Below are 16,682 nucleotides of genomic sequence, written 5' to 3' on the forward strand. Positions count from 1 at the left end.
TCGGCCAGCACCAACTGCGGCGCGGAGCCGGCCGACGCGACGACCTCGCCGAACGGGGAGGCCACCAGGCTGCCGCCGACCCCGGTGGGCGCGCCCGACCCGGTCAGAGACTCGCCCGGGTCGGCCTGGCCGGCCGCGGCGACGTAGCTCATCGAATCGAGCGCGCGGGCCCGCGCCAAGAGCGTCCACTGGTCGAGCTTGCCGGGCCCCGCGCCCCACGATGCGCAGACGGCGATCAGCTGGGCGCCGCGGCGGGCCAGCTCGGTGTACAGGGCCGGGAAGCGGATGTCGTAGCAGACCGTCAGCCCCACCCCCACGCCGGCGACCGTGATCACCACCGGCTCGCGGCCGGGTGCGACGGTGCGTGACTCGGTGAAGCCGAAGGCGTCGTAGAGATGGATCTTGTCGTAGTGCGTGTCCGGCTCGTTGGGACTGCCCGGACCGGCCGCGATCAGCGTGTTCTTCACCCGGCCGTCCCCGGCCGGGGTGAACATGCCGGCAACCACCGTGATGCCGCAATCGGCCGCGACGCCCCGCACCCCGGCCGCCCACGGCCCGTCGACCGGTTCGGCGATCGGCGCCAGCGGAACGCCGAACCGGCACATGGTCGCCTCCGGGAACACCACCAGCTTCGCGCCGGCGTCGGCGGCCCGGCCGCTGTACTCGCGCACCAGCTCCAAGTTGGCGGCCGGGTCGGTGCCGCTGAGGATCTGCGCCAACGCGATTCGCATGGGCGCCAGCTTAGGCTCGGCGTCCTTAGGCCGTGTTGGCGATCCACTCCGTGGTGAACCGCTGCTCCGCTGCCACCAGCTCGGCCAGTCGGGTGCCGATGATGTTCTCCAGCTTGCCGCCGATGATCGGGACGCGTACCTGGACGGTGGCCCGGAAGGTCAGTCGGGCACCGCCCGTCTCCACGATTGTCGAGAGCGCGGCGGTGCCCTTCAGTTTCACCGGGGCGTCCAATATCGAGCCGACGACCAAGCCCTGCGCGGCGCCGTCCGCGACGGGTCCCCAGATCTCCTCGCGCCTGATGCGGAGGTCGCCGCTGTGCAACTGCGTGACCATCCCCGGCAACTTGTGACTGTGGATCACCTGCACGGTGACGACCTCGACGGTGTCGTCGTCCCCGGCTTCACCGCCGACCCGCATCGATTCCAGCGTGGCGAGGTCGACACCGGACCCGGCCAGCCGTGCCCGCCAATAGGTCTCGTCCGTGAACGCCCGATGCACCTCTTCAACGCTGCCGTCGTAGTCGGCCGACAAGTCGAATGAACGCGGCATAGCAGGTGAGGCTACCGTTACGGGCCATGAAATCCAGCGATGCCGGCTCGACATTCGCCGGCGCGCATGTCGCCGAGGCGGTGTCGCTCGCGCCGCTGACGACGTTGCGGGTGGGGCCGGTCGCGCGCCGCCTGATCACCTGCGCCAGCACCGAACAGGTGATCGCCGCGGTGCGGGGGGCGGATGCCGAAAGCCTTGCGGGAGAACATGCCCCGGTGCTGGTGTTCGCCGGCGGGTCCAACCTGGTGATCGCCGACACCTGCGCCGACCTGACCGCCGTTCGGTTGGCCAACAGCGCGATCACCATCGACGGCGCCCTGGTGCGCGCCGAGGCGGGGGCGGTGTGGGACGACGTCGTGGTCAGCGCCATTGAGCACGGTCTGGGCGGCCTGGAATGCCTGTCCGGGATTCCCGGGTCGGCCGGGGCCACCCCGGTGCAAAACGTCGGAGCCTACGGTGCGGAAGTCTCCGACACCATCACCCGGGTCCGGGTACTGGACCGCGGCAGCGGGCAGGTGCGCTGGGTGCCGGCCGGCGAGCTCGGCTTCGGCTACCGCACCAGCGTGTTCAAACAGGCTGCGCCCGAAACCCCTTGGGTGGTACTGGAAGTCGAGTTCGCCCTGGACGCATCGGGCCGCAGTGCGCCGCTGCGCTACGGCGAACTGGCCGCCGCGCTGGGGCTGAGCGGCGGTGAGCGGGCCGATCCGCGGGCGGTCCGCGAGGCGGTTTTGACGCTGCGAGGCCGCAAGGGCATGGTGCTCGACCCGGACGACCACGACACCTGGAGCGTGGGGTCGTTCTTCACCAACCCGGTGGTTGCGCCCGAGGTGTACGAGCGGCTGGCCGCGAGCGTCCACGAGGCCGTTCCGCACTACCCGGCGCCCGACGGCGTCAAGCTGGCGGCGGGCTGGCTGGTGGAGCGGGCCGGCTTCACCAAGGGTTATCCCGACGATCCCGGGGCGCGATGCCGGCTGTCCACCAAGCACGCGCTGGCGCTGACCAACCGCGGCGGCGCCACCGCCGACGAGGTGATCGCACTGGCCCGCGTCATCCGCGACGGGGTTCGTGATGTGTTTGGTGTCACATTGCAACCCGAGCCTGTCCTGCTCGGCTGCAGGCTGTAGCTCCGAATCCTGCGAAAGACCGCCCCGGCCCCGATTTGTCGCGGCGGGGTTGGCGGATTTTGCCCGGTATCTTTGACTTTCGTGAGCACGTCGCACACCCCGCCGCCGATCAACCGGCGTGTGGCTTTGGCGGCCCTCGGACTGGGGGTCTTCGCCCCCAGCCTGTTGGCCGCGTGTAGCGGCACCACGGCCAAGCAGGCCGACAAGAAAGAGCAGCCCGCGCCGCAGCTGAAGTTCCAGCCGGCCGATGCAACCGAAAACGTGGTGCCGATCGCGCCGATCAGCGTCCAGATCAGCGACGGCTGGTTCCAGCACGTCGCGCTGACGAATTCCGCGGGCAAGGCCGTGGCGGGCAAGTTCAACTCCGACCGCACCGTCTACAGCACCACCGAGCCGTTGGGCTACGACGCGACCTACACGTGGAGCGGCTCGGCCGTCGGGCACGACGGCAAGGCGATCCCGGTGAAGGGCAAGTTCACCACGGTTTCTCCCACCAAGAAGATCGGTGGGGCGTTCCAGCTGGCCGACGGCCAGACCGTCGGGGTGGCGGCGCCGATCATCATCCAGTTCGACGCGCCGATCACCGACAAGGCCGCCGTCGAGAAGGCGCTGACCGTCACCACGAATCCGCCCGTCGAGGGCAGTTGGGCGTGGCTGCCCGACGAAGCGGCGGGCGCCCGGGTGCACTGGCGCACCCGCGAGTACTACCCCGCGGGCACCACCGTCAACGTCGACGCCAAGTTGTACGGCCTGCCCTTCGGCGACAGCGCCTACGGCGCCGACGACATCTCACTGAACATCCAGATCGGCCGCCGGCAGGTGGTCAAGGCCGAGGTCACCTCGCACCGCATCCAGGTGATCAGGGACGAAGGCGTCATCATGGACTTCCCGTGCAGCTACGGCGAGGCCGACAAGGCGCGCAACGTCACCCGCAACGGCATCCACGTCGTCACCGAGAAGTACGCCGACTTCTACATGTCCAACCCCGCCGCCGGCTACAGCCACGTGCACGAGCGCTGGGCGGTGCGGATCTCCAACAACGGCGAGTTCATCCACGCCAACCCGTCGAGCGCCGGCGCGCAAGGCAACAGCAACGTCACCAACGGCTGCATCAACCTGTCGACCGGCGACGCGGAGCAGTACTTCGGGTCGGCGATGTACGGCGACCCGGTCGAAGTGACCGGGAGCTCGATCCAGCTGTCCTATTCCGACGGCGACCTCTGGGACTGGGCCGTCGATTGGGACACCTGGGTCGCCATGTCGGCGCTCCCACCTCCCACCGCGCACCCGCCGTCCACGCAGATTCCGGTGACCGCACCGGTCACGCCGTCGACCGCGCCGAGCCTGTCCGGCACGCCCACCACGACAACCACCTCGTCCAGCCCGGCGACTAGCCCCGGCGGTTGAACCGGGTGGCCGACGCCTGGTCGCGCGGCTTCATGACGATCAGGTCGAGGTCGACGTGGGGCGGCCGCGAGGCCACGAAGCCGATCACCTCGGCGACATCGGCGGCAACCAGCGGTGTGAGGCCGGTGTAGACGGCGTCGGCGCGTTGTTGATCGCCGTCGAAGCGAACCAGCGAAAACTCGGTCTCCACCGCGCCGGGCGCGATCTCGGTCAGCCGCACCGGCTTACCCAGCAGCTCGCCGCGCAGCGTGCGGTGCAGCGCTCCCTGGGCGTGTTTGGCCGCCGTGTATCCGGCGCCGCCGTCGTAAACCTCAAGTGCCGCAACCGAAGTCACCGTGACGATCAGGCCGTCGCCGGAGTCAATGAGTTTGGGCAGCAGCGCCCGGGTGACCCGCAGCGTGCCCAGCACGTTGGTCTCCCACATCCACCGCCAGTGCTCGAAGTCGGAATCGGCGACCGGTGCCAGTCCGCGGGCGCCCCCGGCGTTGTTGACCAGCACGTCCACCCGGGCCAGTTCGTCGGCCAAGGCGGCGACCGCCGCGTCGTCTGTGACGTCGGCCACAATCGCGGTTCCGCCGATCTCCCGAGCCAGGGCGTTGATCCGCTCCGCCCGGCGCGCCACCGCCACCACGTGAAAGCCCTGCGCAGCGAGGGTCTGGGCGGTCGCCTCGCCGATTCCCGAGCTGGCGCCTGTGACCACCGCGACCCGTTCATTCCTGACGTTTCCAACCATAGAAACAACCTTAGTGAGCGTGCTAAATTTTCTTCGTGCACCTCAGCGCCCTGTCCAGCACCACCGCCGCGTGTCTTTGCGCGGCGGGTGCGTGTTGTTGTCGCGCACTTTGCCGCTCCTGACTTTTTCAGGCGTGGCCAGTGACGGCCAACAAAAATCGGACAAAGGACGCTCGTGCGCTCGAATACCCTCACCCAGACTCTTCATCCGCCCGCCCGTGCCAGCTACAAGGGCCACCGGTCGGTGCGTCGTCAAATCGTGCCGCCGGCACTGCACATCGCCGACTCGGCGGCGGCCTCGGTGTTCCGGGCCGTCCGATTGCGCGGCCCCGTCGGGCGTGACGTCATCGCAGGCGTCACCTCGCTGAGCATTGCGACGGTCAACCGCCAAGTCATCGCCCTGCTCGAGGCCGGGTTGCTGCGGGAGCGCGCCGACCTGGCCGTTTCCGGAGCGATCGGACGCCCACGCGTGCCGGTCGAGATCAACCACGAACCGTTCGTGACGCTGGGCATCCACATCGGCGCCCGGACCACCAGCATCGTGGCCACCGACCTGTTCGGTCGCACGCTCGACACCGTCGAGACGCCGACACCGCTCAGCCCGGCCGGGCCCGCGCTGGCTTCGCTGGCCGAGAGCGCCGCTCGTTACCTGCGGCGTTGGCATCGGCGCCGCCCGCTGTGGGTCGGCGTCGCGATCGGCGGCACCGTCGACAGCGCCACCGGTCACGTCGATCACCCGCGGCTAGGTTGGCGGCAGGCGCCGGTCGGTCCGGTGCTGGCCGACGCGCTGGGACTGCCGGTGTCGGTGGCCTCGCACGTCGACGCCATGGCCGGGGCCGAGCTGCTGCTCGGCATGCGGCGATTCCTGCCCAGCTCGCCCACCAGTCTCTACGTCTACGCCCGCGAGACCGTGGGCTACGCGCTGGTGATCGGCGGACGGGTGCACTGCCCGGCCAGCGGCCCCGGCACCATCGCGACGCTGCCCGCCCACTCCGAGCTGCTGGGCGGCACCGGCCAACTGGAATCCACCGTCAGCGACGAGGCGGTGCTGGCCGCCGCCCGCAGGCTGCGGGTCCTCCCGTTCGCTTCACCGGGCCGGTCCAACGCGCCGGCCGCCGGCATCGCCGACCTGCTGCGGCTGGCCCGGGCCGGCAACGAGCAGGCCAAAGAATTGCTGAACGAGCGCGGCCGGGTGCTCGGGGAGGCGGTGGCGTTGCTGCGCGACATGCTCAACCCCGACGAACTGGTCGTCGGCGGCCAGGCCTTCACCGAGTACCCCGAGGCGATGGAGCACGTGGAGGCGGCGTTCGCCGAGCGCTCGGTGTTGCCGCCGCGCGATATCCGCGTCACCGTCTTCGGCAACCGGGTCCAGGAGGCGGGCGCGGGGACCGTGTCGCTGGGCGGGCTGTACGCCGATCCGCTCGGGGCGATGCGGCGGGCCGGGGCGCTGAATCCGCGGCTGCGCGACGTCGCCGTCGACGAGACTTCCGCTTAGCGCGAAGCCATGTCCTGGGCGTTGGGCTGGTGAGCGGAACGTCCTGTAAAGATGACAGAGTGCGGCACGATGACGTATTCCGGCTGAAACCGCGCCGCGTCGCAGTGTTGGCGGTGCACACCTCACCATTGGCCCAGCCGGGCACCGGCGACGCCGGGGGCATGAACGTCTACGTCCTGCAGACGGCGCTGCACCTGGCGCGGCGGGGCATCGAGGTCGAGATCTTCACCCGGGCCACCGCGTCCGCCGACCCTCCCGTCGCCCGGGTCGCGCCCGGCGTGCTGGTGCGCAACGTGGTCGCGGGGCCGTTCGAGGGCCTGGACAAATACGACCTGCCCACCCAGCTGTGCGCGTTCGCCGCGGGGGTGCTGCGCGCGGAAGCGTCGCACGAACCGGGTTACTACGACATCGTGCACTCGCACTATTGGCTGTCCGGGCAGGTCGGCTGGCTGGCCCGCGACCGCTGGGCGGTGCCGCTGGTGCACACCGCACACACACTCGCCGCGGTCAAGAACGCGGCGCTGGCCGCGGGTGACGCGCCCGAGCCGCCGCTGCGCACCGTCGGTGAGCAGCAGGTCGTCGACGAGGCGGATCGCCTGATCGTCAACACCGACGATGAAGCCGGGCAACTGATCTCCATCCACCACGCCGACCCGGCGCGCATCGACGTCGTCCACCCGGGAGTGGATCTCGAGGTGTTCCGCCCGGGCGACCGCCGGGCGGCCCGGGCCGCGCTGGGGTTGCCGCTCGACGAAGACGTGGTGGCGTTCGTCGGGCGGATCCAGCCGCTGAAGGCGCCCGACATCGTGCTGCGCGCCGCCGCGAAATTGCCGGGCGTGCGCATCGTGGTGGCCGGCGGCCCGTCGGGCAGCGGCATGGCCTCCCCGGACGGGCTGCGGCGGCTGGCCGACGAGCTCGGCATCGCGGCGCGGGTTACCTTCCTGCCCCCGCAGTCCCGCACGGACCTGGCCACCTTGTTCCGGGCCGCCAACCTGGTCGCCGTGCCCAGCTACTCGGAGTCGTTCGGCCTGGTAGCCGTCGAGGCACAGGCGTGTGGCACGCCGGTGGTGGCCGCCGCGGTCGGTGGTCTGCCGGTGGCGGTGCGCGACGGGGTCACCGGCACGCTGGTGTCCGGCCACGACGTCGACCAGTGGGCGGACGCCCTGGACCGGGTGCTGCGGCTGCGCGCGCCACAGGCCGAGGCGATGAGCCGCGCGGCGGCCGAGCACGCGGCCACGTTCTCCTGGGACAACACCACCGACGCGCTGCTGGCCAGCTATCGGCGCGCGATCCGCGCGTACACCGCCGAGCGAAGCGGCGTGGGCGCATGACGTCGACCGTGGAGCAGGTGATCGAGGACGCGCTGCAGGCGAGCGGTCTGGAGTACTCGAAACACGAGGGGGCGCACGGCGGGCTGTCCGGCCTGGTGGTGGAGCTGCCCGGCGAGCGCAAACTCAAGACCAACACCATCCTGAGCGTCGGCGAGCATTCGGTGCGCATCGAGGCGTTCGTGTGCCGCAAGCCCGACGAGAACCACGAGGGCGTCTACCGCTTCCTGCTCAAGCGGAACCGCCGCCTCTACGGGGTCGCCTACACACTGGACAAGGTCGGCGACGTCTACCTGGTGGGCCGCATGTCGCTGGCGTCGGTGGACGCCGACGAGATCGACCGAGTGCTCGGGCAGGTGCTCGAAGCGGTGGATTCGGACTTCAATACGTTGCTGGAGTTGGGTTTTCGTTCGTCGATACAGAAAGAGTGGGAGTGGCGGGTGTCCCGCGGCGAATCGCTGAAGAACCTCGAGGCGTTCGCTCACCTGATCGACGAAGACGACGATGCAGAGCGCGAAGCGCGATGAGGAGAAGTCGAGCAAGTATCGACGAAGACGACGATGCAGAGCGCGAAGCGCGATGAGGAGAAGTCGAGCAAGTATCGACGAAGACGACGAATAAGCTAGCCCGCATGGGAGACACTGCCACGCTGGTGCTGCTGCGCCACGGCGAGAGCGACTGGAATGCCCTGAACCTGTTCACCGGTTGGGTGGACGTCGGGCTGACCGAAAAGGGCCGGGCCGAGGCGGTGCGCAGCGGGGAGCTGCTGGCCGAACAGAACCTGTTGCCCGACGTCCTCTACACCTCGCTGCTGCGCCGCGCGATCACCACCGCGCACCTGACGCTGGACGCCGTCGACCGGCTGTGGATCCCGGTGCGGCGCAGCTGGCGGCTCAACGAACGGCACTACGGGGCGCTGCAGGGGCTGGACAAGGCCGAGACCAAGGCCCGCTACGGCGACGAGCAGTTCATGGCCTGGCGGCGCAGCTACGACACGCCGCCCCCGCCGATCGAGAGGGGTAGCCGGTTCAGCCAGGACACCGACCCCCGGTACGCCAACATCGGCGGCGGCCCGCTGACCGAATGCCTGGCTGACGTGGTGGTCCGGTTCCTGCCGTACTTCACCGACGTCATCGTCCCGGACCTGCGCAGCGGCAAGACGGTGTTGATCGTCGCGCACGGCAATTCGCTGCGGGCCCTGGTCAAGTACCTCGACCAGATGTCCGACGACGATGTCGTCGGGCTGAACATCCCGACCGGCGTTCCGCTGCGCTACGACCTGGACGCCGACCTGCAACCGGTGGTGCCGGGCGGCACCTACCTCGACCCGGAGGCGGCCGCCGCGGGCGCGGCGGCGGTTGCCAGCCAGGGGCGCGGGTAACGCCGGGCCGGGTGGCTACGGCGAGTTTTAAAGGCCTGTTTGCCGAACATCGCGTTAACGGGAGTCGAACACCTGAAGCGCAAAGTGTGACTTGTCCGATTTTGGCCTCGTTCCGCTAGGGCGGCGTTCAGGAAGATTTGTAGGATTTGCTATGTGACTGTGTTCTCGGCGCTGTTGCTGGCCGGGGTCTTGTCCGTGCTGGGGCTGGCCATAGGGGTAGCAGCCGGGACCCGGCTGTCGCCGAAAGCTCGCCGGCAGCGAGCGACCACCGAATGGACCGGGATCACCGTCGCGCAGATGCTGCAACGCATCGTCGCGCTGATGCCGCTTGGAGTCGCGGTGGTGGATTCCCACCGCGACGTCGTCTACCTCAACGACCGGGCCAGGGAACTGGGCCTGGTGCGCGACCGGCAGCTTGACGACCAGGCGTGGGAGGCGGCCCAGCAGGCGCTGAGCGGGGTCGACGTCGAATTCGACCTGCGGCCGGCCAAACGGGCGGCGGGCCGGTCCGGGCTCTCGGTGCACGGGCAGGCCCGGCTGCTCAGCGAAGAGGACCGCCGGTTCGCCGTGGTGTTCGCCCACGACCAGTCCGACTATGCGCGCATGGAGGCGACCAGGCGCGATTTCGTGGCCAACGTCAGCCACGAGCTCAAGACCCCGGTCGGCGCCATGGCCCTGCTCGCCGAGGCCCTGTTGGCGTCCGCCGACGACCCCGAAACCGTTCGCCGCTTTGCCGAGAGGGTGCTCGTCGAAGCCAACCGGCTGGGGGACATGGTCGCCGAGCTGATCGAGCTGTCCCGGCTGCAGGGCGCGGAGCGGTTACCCAACGTGACCGAGGTCGACGTGGATACCGTTGTATCCGAGGCGATTTCACGCCACAAGGTGGCGGCCGACAACGCGCATATCGAGATTCGCACCGATGCGCCCAGCGGCTTGCGGGTGCTGGGCGACGAAACGCTTCTGGTCACCGCGCTGGCCAACCTGGTGTCCAACGCGATCGCCTATTCGCCGCCCGGTTCGCCGGTCTCGATCAGCCGCCGGCGCCGCGGCGACAACATCGAGATCGCCGTCACCGACCGTGGCATCGGGATCGCGTTGGAAGACCAGGAGCGGGTCTTCGAGCGGTTCTTCCGGGGGGACAAGGCACGCTCGCGCGCCACTGGCGGCAGTGGGCTGGGCCTGGCCATCGTCAAGCATGTCGCGGCCAACCACAACGGCAGCATCGGCGTGTGGAGCAAGCCGGGAACCGGATCGACATTCACGCTGTCGATTCCGGCCTACACGGACAATGACGAACAACCCGAGCAACCGCCGGGTCGCGACGTGCGGCCCAACAGGTCACAACGAGAGGAAGAACTAAGTCGATGACCCGCGCTTACGACGATGCAGAGCATCGCGATGAGAAGGAGTGGCGCGCATGACCAGTGTGCTGATCGTGGAGGACGAGGAGTCGCTGGCCGATCCGCTGGCATTCCTGTTGCGCAAGGAGGGCTTCGAGGCCACGGTCGTAACCGATGGGCAAGCCGCGTTGGCCGAGTTCGATCGTGGGGGCGCCGACATCGTGCTGCTCGATCTGATGCTGCCCGGCATGTCGGGGACCGACGTGTGCAAGCAGCTCCGCGCTCGTTCCAGCGTGCCGGTGATCATGGTGACCGCACGCGACAGCGAGATCGACAAGGTCGTCGGGTTGGAGCTGGGCGCCGATGACTATGTGACCAAGCCGTATTCGGCGCGTGAGCTGATCGCACGGATCCGCGCGGTGCTCCGCCGTGGCGGTGACGACGATTCCGAAATCAGCGACGGTGTGCTCGAGTCCGGACCGGTACGGATGGACGTCGAGCGACACGTCGTCTCAGTCAACGGCGATACGATCACGTTGCCGCTCAAGGAGTTTGACTTGCTGGAGTACCTGATGCGCAACAGCGGTCGGGTGTTGACGCGCGGACAGTTGATCGACCGGGTGTGGGGCGCCGATTACGTCGGCGACACCAAGACGCTCGACGTCCACGTCAAGCGGTTGCGGTCCAAGATCGAAGCCGACCCGGCCAACCCCGTCCACCTGGTGACCGTGCGGGGGCTGGGCTACAAGCTCGAGGGCTAGACCGGCCCGAACAGTGCAGGCTCGATAGCCGGGAATATCCGGCTTTCGTGCCGAAAGATTCGGTCGAAGCGCGGATTACCGCGCCGCCTTGGCGCCTTTGCGACGAGTCTTTTCTTTCGCGCGGGTCGAGCAGCAATGCGCCATATCGCAATGGAACCGGTCACTGCATTCATGCGAACAATAAATTGACGCGGCCGGAAGCCAGCCCGGATCGGACAGGTCGCGGTGTCGGTCGCTCGGATCGAACGTGTGGCCGCAATGTACGCAGGTCCTGACCTTGGTCTTGGTGGCCATATCGGTCAGGGTACGCGCCACGGCCCCAAATCGGTGCCGGTTTCAGATCGACAAATCGCACCCGGGTGTATTCGACGCAAAGGCGTCTGCGCCAGCGAATTACTTTCTGAAACTAATTCAGTCGGTCCGTTGCCGCTTGCGCCGCAATCGACACCACTGCGCGGTCATCTCGATGAAATCGACCGCGCAACAGGCCAATAGGCGGTAAATCGGCGCCTCGCAACGAATTAGCCTGCAGGGCAGAGCGTTTCCGTGTCTCCGGCGAAAGCTACCGTCCCGAGTGTCTTTCGCCTTGGCAACACGGTTGTTGCCATGCACACGCGAGTGACCACCATGGTGCCGCGTCGTCGCGGAGAAAACGGATCAGGTGTGGTACGACGAGCGGTGCGGTCACGGCCAGGGCGGCGACATCGTTACGACACGACGGCGCACCGCAGGAATTAATTCGGCAACCATGGCGTTCGGGATAGCCGTGGCGCACGCGACGAAATGCCTGAACAGATGAAGTGTCTTAACATCAGCCCGTCGGGCAATCGTGGTCGGGGGGAACGGTGTTGACTCTTCTCAAGCGGGGATGGGTCGCGCTGGTCGTGGTCGTGGCAGCGGTGATCGGCGGCGTGGCGGTGGACCGACTCAGCGGCGTCTTCCCGGGACCCGGCCTGCCCAAGCCCGATCCGCGCGATGCGACCCCGCCGTACGCGGCCAAGACCGCCATCTACGAGATCCTGGGACCGCCCGGGACGACCGGCGTCGTCAACTGGATGGATGCGGACGCACAACCGCAGAAGGCGAACTTCACCACGTTGCCGTGGTCGCAGACGATCGTCGCCGAGATGCCCGGCATCTTCGCCTACGTCGTGGCCCAGGGTGACGGACCCTCCATCGGCTGCCGGATCACCGTCGACGGCAAATTGGTCGATCAAGAACAGGTCAACACCCGTGACGCGCAGGTCTCCTGCTTGGACAAGTCCGCATGACCGACGACACGAGCGACACGGACGAAATCCCCGTCGCGCAACGCACCGAAGTCGAGCGCAAACCGCGACTGGCCCGCACCATCCGCGTTCTGGCGCTGCCGATCGTCGTGACCTGGCTGCTGATCGCGGTCGGCGTCAATGTCTTCGTCCCACAGTTGGAGAAGGTCGCCGAGGACGTCTCGGTGCCGCTCTCCCCGTCCGACGCGCCGTCGGTGACCGGGATGAAGCACATCGGGGAGAAATTCAAGGAGTACGACTCCGACAACCTCGTCCTGGTGACCCTGGTCGGTGACAAGCCTCTCGGCGAGGACGCTCACCGGTATTACGACGATCTGGTCAAGAAGCTGAAGCAGGACACCGAACACGTCGAGCACGCGCTGAATTTCTGGGGGCAGCGGTTTACGGCTTCGGGTGTCGAGAGCTATGACCACAAGTCCGCCTACGTCCAGGTCAACCTGCGCGGTGACCAGGGCGGCGCCGTCGGCGACAAGTCGGTTGACGCGGTTCGCAAGATCGTCGCGGACTCGAAGCCGCCGCCTGGGGTCAAGGCCTACGTCGCGGGTCAGGGAGCCCTGACCGACGACACGATCGTCGTGGGCAACGCGAGCCTGTTCAAGATGACGATCATCACCATCGTCATCATCGCGGTCATGCTGATGTTCGTCTATCGGTCCATCGGCACTGTGCTGCTGACGATGGTGATTCTGTTCGTCGGACTGGCCACCGGCCGAGGCGTGGTGTCGCTGCTGGGCGACACGGGCATCATGGGGCTTTCCACCTTTGCCGTCAACCTGCTGACGGCATTGGCGATCGCCGCGGGTACCGACTACGCGATCTTCATGGTCGGCCGCTACCAGGAGGCCCGCGAACGGGGACTAGACCGCGAAGCCGCCTACTACGACACCTTCGCCGGGGTCAGCAAGGTAGTGCTGGGTTCGGGTTTGACGATCGTCGGGGCGCTGGCATGTCTGCATTTCACCAGGCTGCCCTATTTCAGTTCGCTGGCGTTTCCGTGCGCGATCGGTCTGCTGGTGGTGGTGGCCGCCGGGGTGACCCTCACCCCGGCACTGATCGCATTCGCTAGCGGCTTCGGTCTTTTCGATCCGAAGCGAAAGTTCAACTACACCCGGTGGCGCCGCCTGGCGACCGCAATCGTGCGATGGCCGGCACCCATCCTCGCCACCTCCGTCATCCTGGCGATCGTCGGCGCCCTGGGCTTGATGGGCTTCAACCCGCGCTACAACGACCTGTACTACCTACCGAAGAGTGCGTCCTCGGTTCAGGCGTATGACGCGGCCGATCAACACTTCACCCAGGCCCGCCTGAACCCGGACCTGCTGATGATCGAATCGGACCACGATCTGCGCAATCCCACCGACATGCTGGTCCTGGACAAGATTGCCGGAGCCATCTTCCGGGTGCCCGGCATCGAACGGGTGCAGAGCATCACCAGACCCCTCGGGCCGCCGATCCAAGACGGATCCGTTCCGTTCCAGCTCAGTGTGCAAACCGCGCCGATCCGCGACAACCTCAATTACCTGAAGGCCCGCGTCGGCGATATCAAGAAAATCACGGGCTTCCTCGACACCCAGATCGCCCTGTTGGAGCGCCAGTACGCGGTGACCCAGAAGCTCGCGGACGCCGCGGACGACAGCTCGAAAACCACGGGGGAGACGGCGGCCATCACGGACGAGATCCGGGACCACATCGCGGATTTCGACGACTTCTGGAGACCGATCCGCAGTTACTTCTACTGGGAGAGGCACTGCTACGACATCCCGATTTGCTGGTCGTTACGAAGCCTGTTCGACGCCTTGGACGGGTTCGATCAACTGGCCGAAAAGTTTCACGCCCTCACCAGCGACCTCACCAACACGGCTGCGGCCACCCGCGAATTGCTGGCGATCATTCCCGAGAACATCGCTGTCTCGAAATCGATCCGCGACACGACGCTGACCATCTACAGCACCTTCGACAATCTGATCGATCAGTTCGACCGGCTGACCGATACCAACGCCGTGATGGGCAAGTCCTTCAACGACTCTCAGATCGAGAGCCTCTTCTACCTGCCGCCCGAGATTTTCGACAACCCGGACTTCCAGCTGGGATTGCGTTTGATGGTGTCACCGGACGGCAAGGCCGCTCGCTTCATCATCACCCATGCAGTGGATCCGGCGACGACGCAGGGAATCTCGTCCGTCGACAAGGAGCGCCAAGCAGCCAAGGAGGCGCTGAAACTCACCTCGCTGCAAAACGCCGACATTTACCTCGGCGGTACGGCCGCAACGTTTTACGACATCGCCAACGGCGCGAAGTTCGACCTGATGATCGCCGGGGTGGCCTCGATCGTGCTCATCTTCATCATCATGGTGATAGTCACCCGCGCGTTGGTCGCCGCCGGCGTGATCGTCGGCACGATCGTGATGTCGCTGGGGGCGGCGTTCGGGTTCTCGACACTGATCTGGCAGCACCTTCTGCATTTCCAGTTGCATTGGGTGGCAACAGAATTCGCGTTGATTGTGCTCTTGGCGGTGGGGTCGGACTACAACCTGATGCTGGTGTCCCGAATCGAAGAGGAGATCGGTGCCGGCCTGAAGACCGGACTCATCCGCGGGATGGGTCTGACCGGCCCGGTGGTGACCGCGGCCGGTCTGGTGTTCGCCGTCACCATGGCCACGATGATCACCAGCGATCTGCGGGCGATCGGCCAGTTCGGCACGACGATCGGGCTCGGCTTGATGTTCGACACCTTCGTCGTCCGATCACTCATCACGCCGTCGATCATGACGGTGATGGGACGTTGGTTCTGGTGGCCGAAGCGGGTACGAGTCCGCCCAGCCAGTCAGATGCTTCGGTCGGTCGGGCCGCGCCCGCTGGTCCGTGCACTGCTGTACCAGCCGCGGCACGCGATCGCGCCGGATCCGCAGACGTAGCACGCGACGCCGACCGTCTAACCCGGACACGGCTCGAGTTTCCCCCGCCGTTTGTGCCAATCGCTGGTGCCCGAACACCGCCGGCGTTATTCTATGGCCGTTGAAAAACTATTCTATGGGTGTTGAAAACAACCCCTGCCGGCTGCCGCGGAGAGGACTGACGACATGGACTTTGCGTCGCTGCCTCCGGAGGTCAACTCCGGGCTGATGTATGCAGGCCCGGGGGCGGGGCCGATGCTCGCGGCGGCGGCCGGTTGGGACGCGCTGGCCGCCGAGCTGGAGTCCACCGCCGGCGGCTATGCGGCCGAGCTGGCCGGACTGACCGGCCAGGCGTGGTCCGGCCCCTCGTCGCTGCTCATGACGGCCGCGGCCACCCCCTATGTGGAATGGCTGTCGACTGCCGCTGCTCAGGCCGCGCAGACCGCCGCCCAGGCTTACGCGGCGGCCGCGGCCTATGAGGCGGCGTTCGCGATGACGGTGCCCCCGCCGGTGATCGCGGCCAACCGGGTGCAGCTGCTGGCGCTGATCGCGACCAATTTCTTCGGCCAGAACGCCCCGGCGATCGCGGCCACCGAAGCCCAATACATGCAGATGTGGGTACAAGACGCCACGGCGATGTATGGGTATGCCGCCGCGTCCGAGACCGCCAGCACCCTGACCCCGTTCGACGAGCCGCCGCAGACCACCAACCCGGCGGCGCAGGGCGCCCAGGCCCAGCCGGTGGCGCAGGCCGCCGGCAACGTCACACAGCAGGTGGCCTCGACCAACACCACGATGCACACCCTCAGCTCCACCACCGCCGACACCGTCGGGCCCGTCGCTCCCGGCGAAACCGTCACCGTCGCGCCGGGTGACACCATCGCCATCGGCACCGACACCGGCATGTCCGTCAACAGCGGCTCGATCACGATCACGGGCTCCGGAACAAATCTGATCAGTTTCGGCTCCGTTATCGTCAACCCGGGCAGCACAATTCACACGTTGATCGACTGTTCCGAGGGCGGTGTTCTGATTCCTAGCGGTGTTGACGTCACTGCCGACTCCGCCCCACTCGTCCTCACCCCGGGATCGTTCCAGGAGGTCCTGGTCAGCCTCGTCAACGGCTCGGCCACGCTCCCCGTTGTCGGCGGGGAACAGGTCGCCATCGAAACCTTCGGGAACACCGCCACCGCTATCGCCGGCCCCGCCGGCGCGTCCATCACCAACGTCTTCGGCACCGTCAGCATCGCCTCCGTCACCCCCATCCCCAGCTCGCCGGGCGCATTGGGGGTCGCGGTAGGCGGGCTGGCCTCGCCAGGCCTGGCGGGTACCGCAGGCATTCAGCCTCAGCTCGACGCGGATGGGTTGTTGGAGTGGGCTCGAACCATTTCGGGCGCCGACCTGGCAGCCGCCGGTTCAGGGTAGGTAAATCGTGGCAAGAGGCGACATGCAGTGGCCGCTCCACCCCTCGTCCGGGGTTGGCGCGCCGTCCGCAGGGGTCGGCGAGGCGGCCTCGCTCGGTTCGCTGTCCGTGCCGGCGGCCTGGACGGCGACCGCCCCGCAGGTCGAACCGGCGCTGCCTTCAACGGCTTTGAGCGTCGAGGCCACTGCGCCGGGGCGCACGTTCCAGGAGGCGCTCATGGCAACGGT

The 16,682-nt window shown here is 67.5% G+C and carries 14 protein-coding genes and 2 pseudogenes; 12 read left to right on the top strand and 4 right to left on the bottom strand.

The window, feature by feature from the left end; all coding sequences use genetic code 11:
* Both A5756_RS19755 and A5756_RS19760 read right to left on the bottom strand, forming a co-directional pair.
* Positions 1-731 (bottom strand): carbon-nitrogen hydrolase family protein (locus A5756_RS19755; RefSeq protein ID WP_066956311.1); only part of this gene is annotated, 731 nt, incomplete at its 3' end.
* Between the two features lie 25 nt (positions 732-756).
* Positions 757-1,281 carry a DUF2505 domain-containing protein gene (locus A5756_RS19760; RefSeq protein ID WP_066956314.1) on the bottom strand — a complete coding sequence of 175 codons (525 nt, stop codon included), beginning with the start codon at positions 1,279-1,281 and terminating at the stop codon, positions 757-759.
* Positions 1,282-1,307: 26 nt separating this feature from the next.
* On the opposite strand from A5756_RS19760, the gene A5756_RS19765 reads away from it, so the two are divergent.
* Both A5756_RS19765 and A5756_RS19770 read left to right on the top strand, forming a co-directional pair.
* A complete protein-coding gene (locus A5756_RS19765) occupies positions 1,308-2,405 on the top strand; it encodes a UDP-N-acetylmuramate dehydrogenase (RefSeq protein WP_066956317.1) in 1,098 nt (365 codons plus the stop codon).
* Between the two features lie 33 nt (positions 2,406-2,438).
* Positions 2,439-3,812, top strand: a complete 1,374-nt coding sequence (locus A5756_RS19770) for an Ig-like domain-containing protein (protein ID WP_197505479.1) — start codon at positions 2,439-2,441, stop codon at positions 3,810-3,812.
* On the opposite strand, the gene A5756_RS19775 is transcribed toward A5756_RS19770, so the two are convergent.
* Entirely contained in the window at positions 3,796-4,545 is a 750-nt protein-coding gene (locus A5756_RS19775) for an SDR family NAD(P)-dependent oxidoreductase (protein WP_066956323.1), read from the bottom strand. The two genes, A5756_RS19770 and A5756_RS19775, sit on opposite strands and share 17 nt — an antisense overlap.
* A gap of 243 nt (positions 4,546-4,788) precedes the next feature.
* Between A5756_RS19775 and A5756_RS19780 the strand changes: the two genes are divergently transcribed.
* The 6 genes and pseudogenes from A5756_RS19780 to regX all read left to right on the top strand — a co-directional run bounded on the left by A5756_RS19780 (position 4,789) and on the right by regX (position 10,849).
* A complete protein-coding gene (locus tag A5756_RS19780) occupies positions 4,789-6,039 on the top strand; it encodes an ROK family transcriptional regulator (RefSeq protein ID WP_231989263.1) in 1,251 nt (416 codons plus the stop codon).
* 29 nt (positions 6,040-6,068) lie between these two features.
* The gene (gene mshA / locus A5756_RS19785) at positions 6,069-7,370 is read left to right on the top strand and encodes a D-inositol-3-phosphate glycosyltransferase (RefSeq protein WP_231989259.1); all 1,302 of its coding nucleotides are present in this window, start codon (positions 6,069-6,071) and stop codon (positions 7,368-7,370) included.
* Positions 7,367-7,901: pseudogene (locus A5756_RS19790) on the top strand (YbjN domain-containing protein); the annotation flags it as partial. The gene mshA and the pseudogene A5756_RS19790, both read left to right, overlap by 4 nt.
* A 97-nt stretch (positions 7,902-7,998) precedes the next feature.
* The gene (locus A5756_RS19795; RefSeq protein ID WP_066956333.1) at positions 7,999-8,748 is read left to right on the top strand and encodes a phosphoglyceromutase; all 750 of its coding nucleotides are present in this window, start codon (positions 7,999-8,001) and stop codon (positions 8,746-8,748) included.
* A gap of 153 nt (positions 8,749-8,901) precedes the next feature.
* Positions 8,902-10,116, top strand: a complete 1,215-nt coding sequence (locus A5756_RS19800; protein ID WP_156659683.1) for a cell wall metabolism sensor histidine kinase WalK — start codon at positions 8,902-8,904, stop codon at positions 10,114-10,116.
* Positions 10,117-10,165: 49 nt separating this feature from the next.
* On the top strand, positions 10,166-10,849 hold the full coding sequence (regX, locus tag A5756_RS19805; protein ID WP_007167631.1) for a two-component sensory transduction protein RegX: 684 nt from the start codon (positions 10,166-10,168) through the stop codon (positions 10,847-10,849).
* Between the two features lie 75 nt (positions 10,850-10,924).
* Here the strand turns inward: regX and A5756_RS25585 are convergent, their stop codons facing one another.
* Entirely contained in the window at positions 10,925-11,143 is a 219-nt protein-coding gene (locus tag A5756_RS25585; RefSeq protein WP_082948393.1) for a ferric uptake regulation protein, read from the bottom strand.
* Positions 11,144-11,697: 554 nt separating this feature from the next.
* On the opposite strand from A5756_RS25585, the gene A5756_RS19810 reads away from it, so the two are divergent.
* The 4 genes and pseudogenes from A5756_RS19810 to A5756_RS26735 all read left to right on the top strand — a co-directional run.
* Complete coding sequence (locus A5756_RS19810) at positions 11,698-12,120, top strand: MmpS family transport accessory protein (protein ID WP_197505477.1); 423 nt, start codon at positions 11,698-11,700, stop codon at positions 12,118-12,120.
* Entirely contained in the window at positions 12,117-15,053 is a 2,937-nt protein-coding gene (locus tag A5756_RS19815; protein WP_066956343.1) for an RND family transporter, read from the top strand. Before A5756_RS19810 ends, A5756_RS19815 begins: the two co-directional genes overlap by 4 nt.
* A gap of 165 nt (positions 15,054-15,218) precedes the next feature.
* A complete protein-coding gene (locus tag A5756_RS26650) occupies positions 15,219-16,457 on the top strand; it encodes a PPE family protein (RefSeq protein WP_066956346.1) in 1,239 nt (412 codons plus the stop codon).
* A 22-nt stretch (positions 16,458-16,479) separates the two neighbouring features.
* Positions 16,480-16,653, top strand: a pseudogene (locus tag A5756_RS26735) (PE/PPE C-terminal domain-containing protein); the annotation flags it as partial.
* Between the last annotated feature and the right edge of the window lie 29 nt (positions 16,654-16,682).

The organism is Mycobacterium sp. 852002-53434_SCH5985345 (assembly GCF_001667155.1).
Taxonomy (GTDB): domain Bacteria; phylum Actinomycetota; class Actinomycetes; order Mycobacteriales; family Mycobacteriaceae; genus Mycobacterium.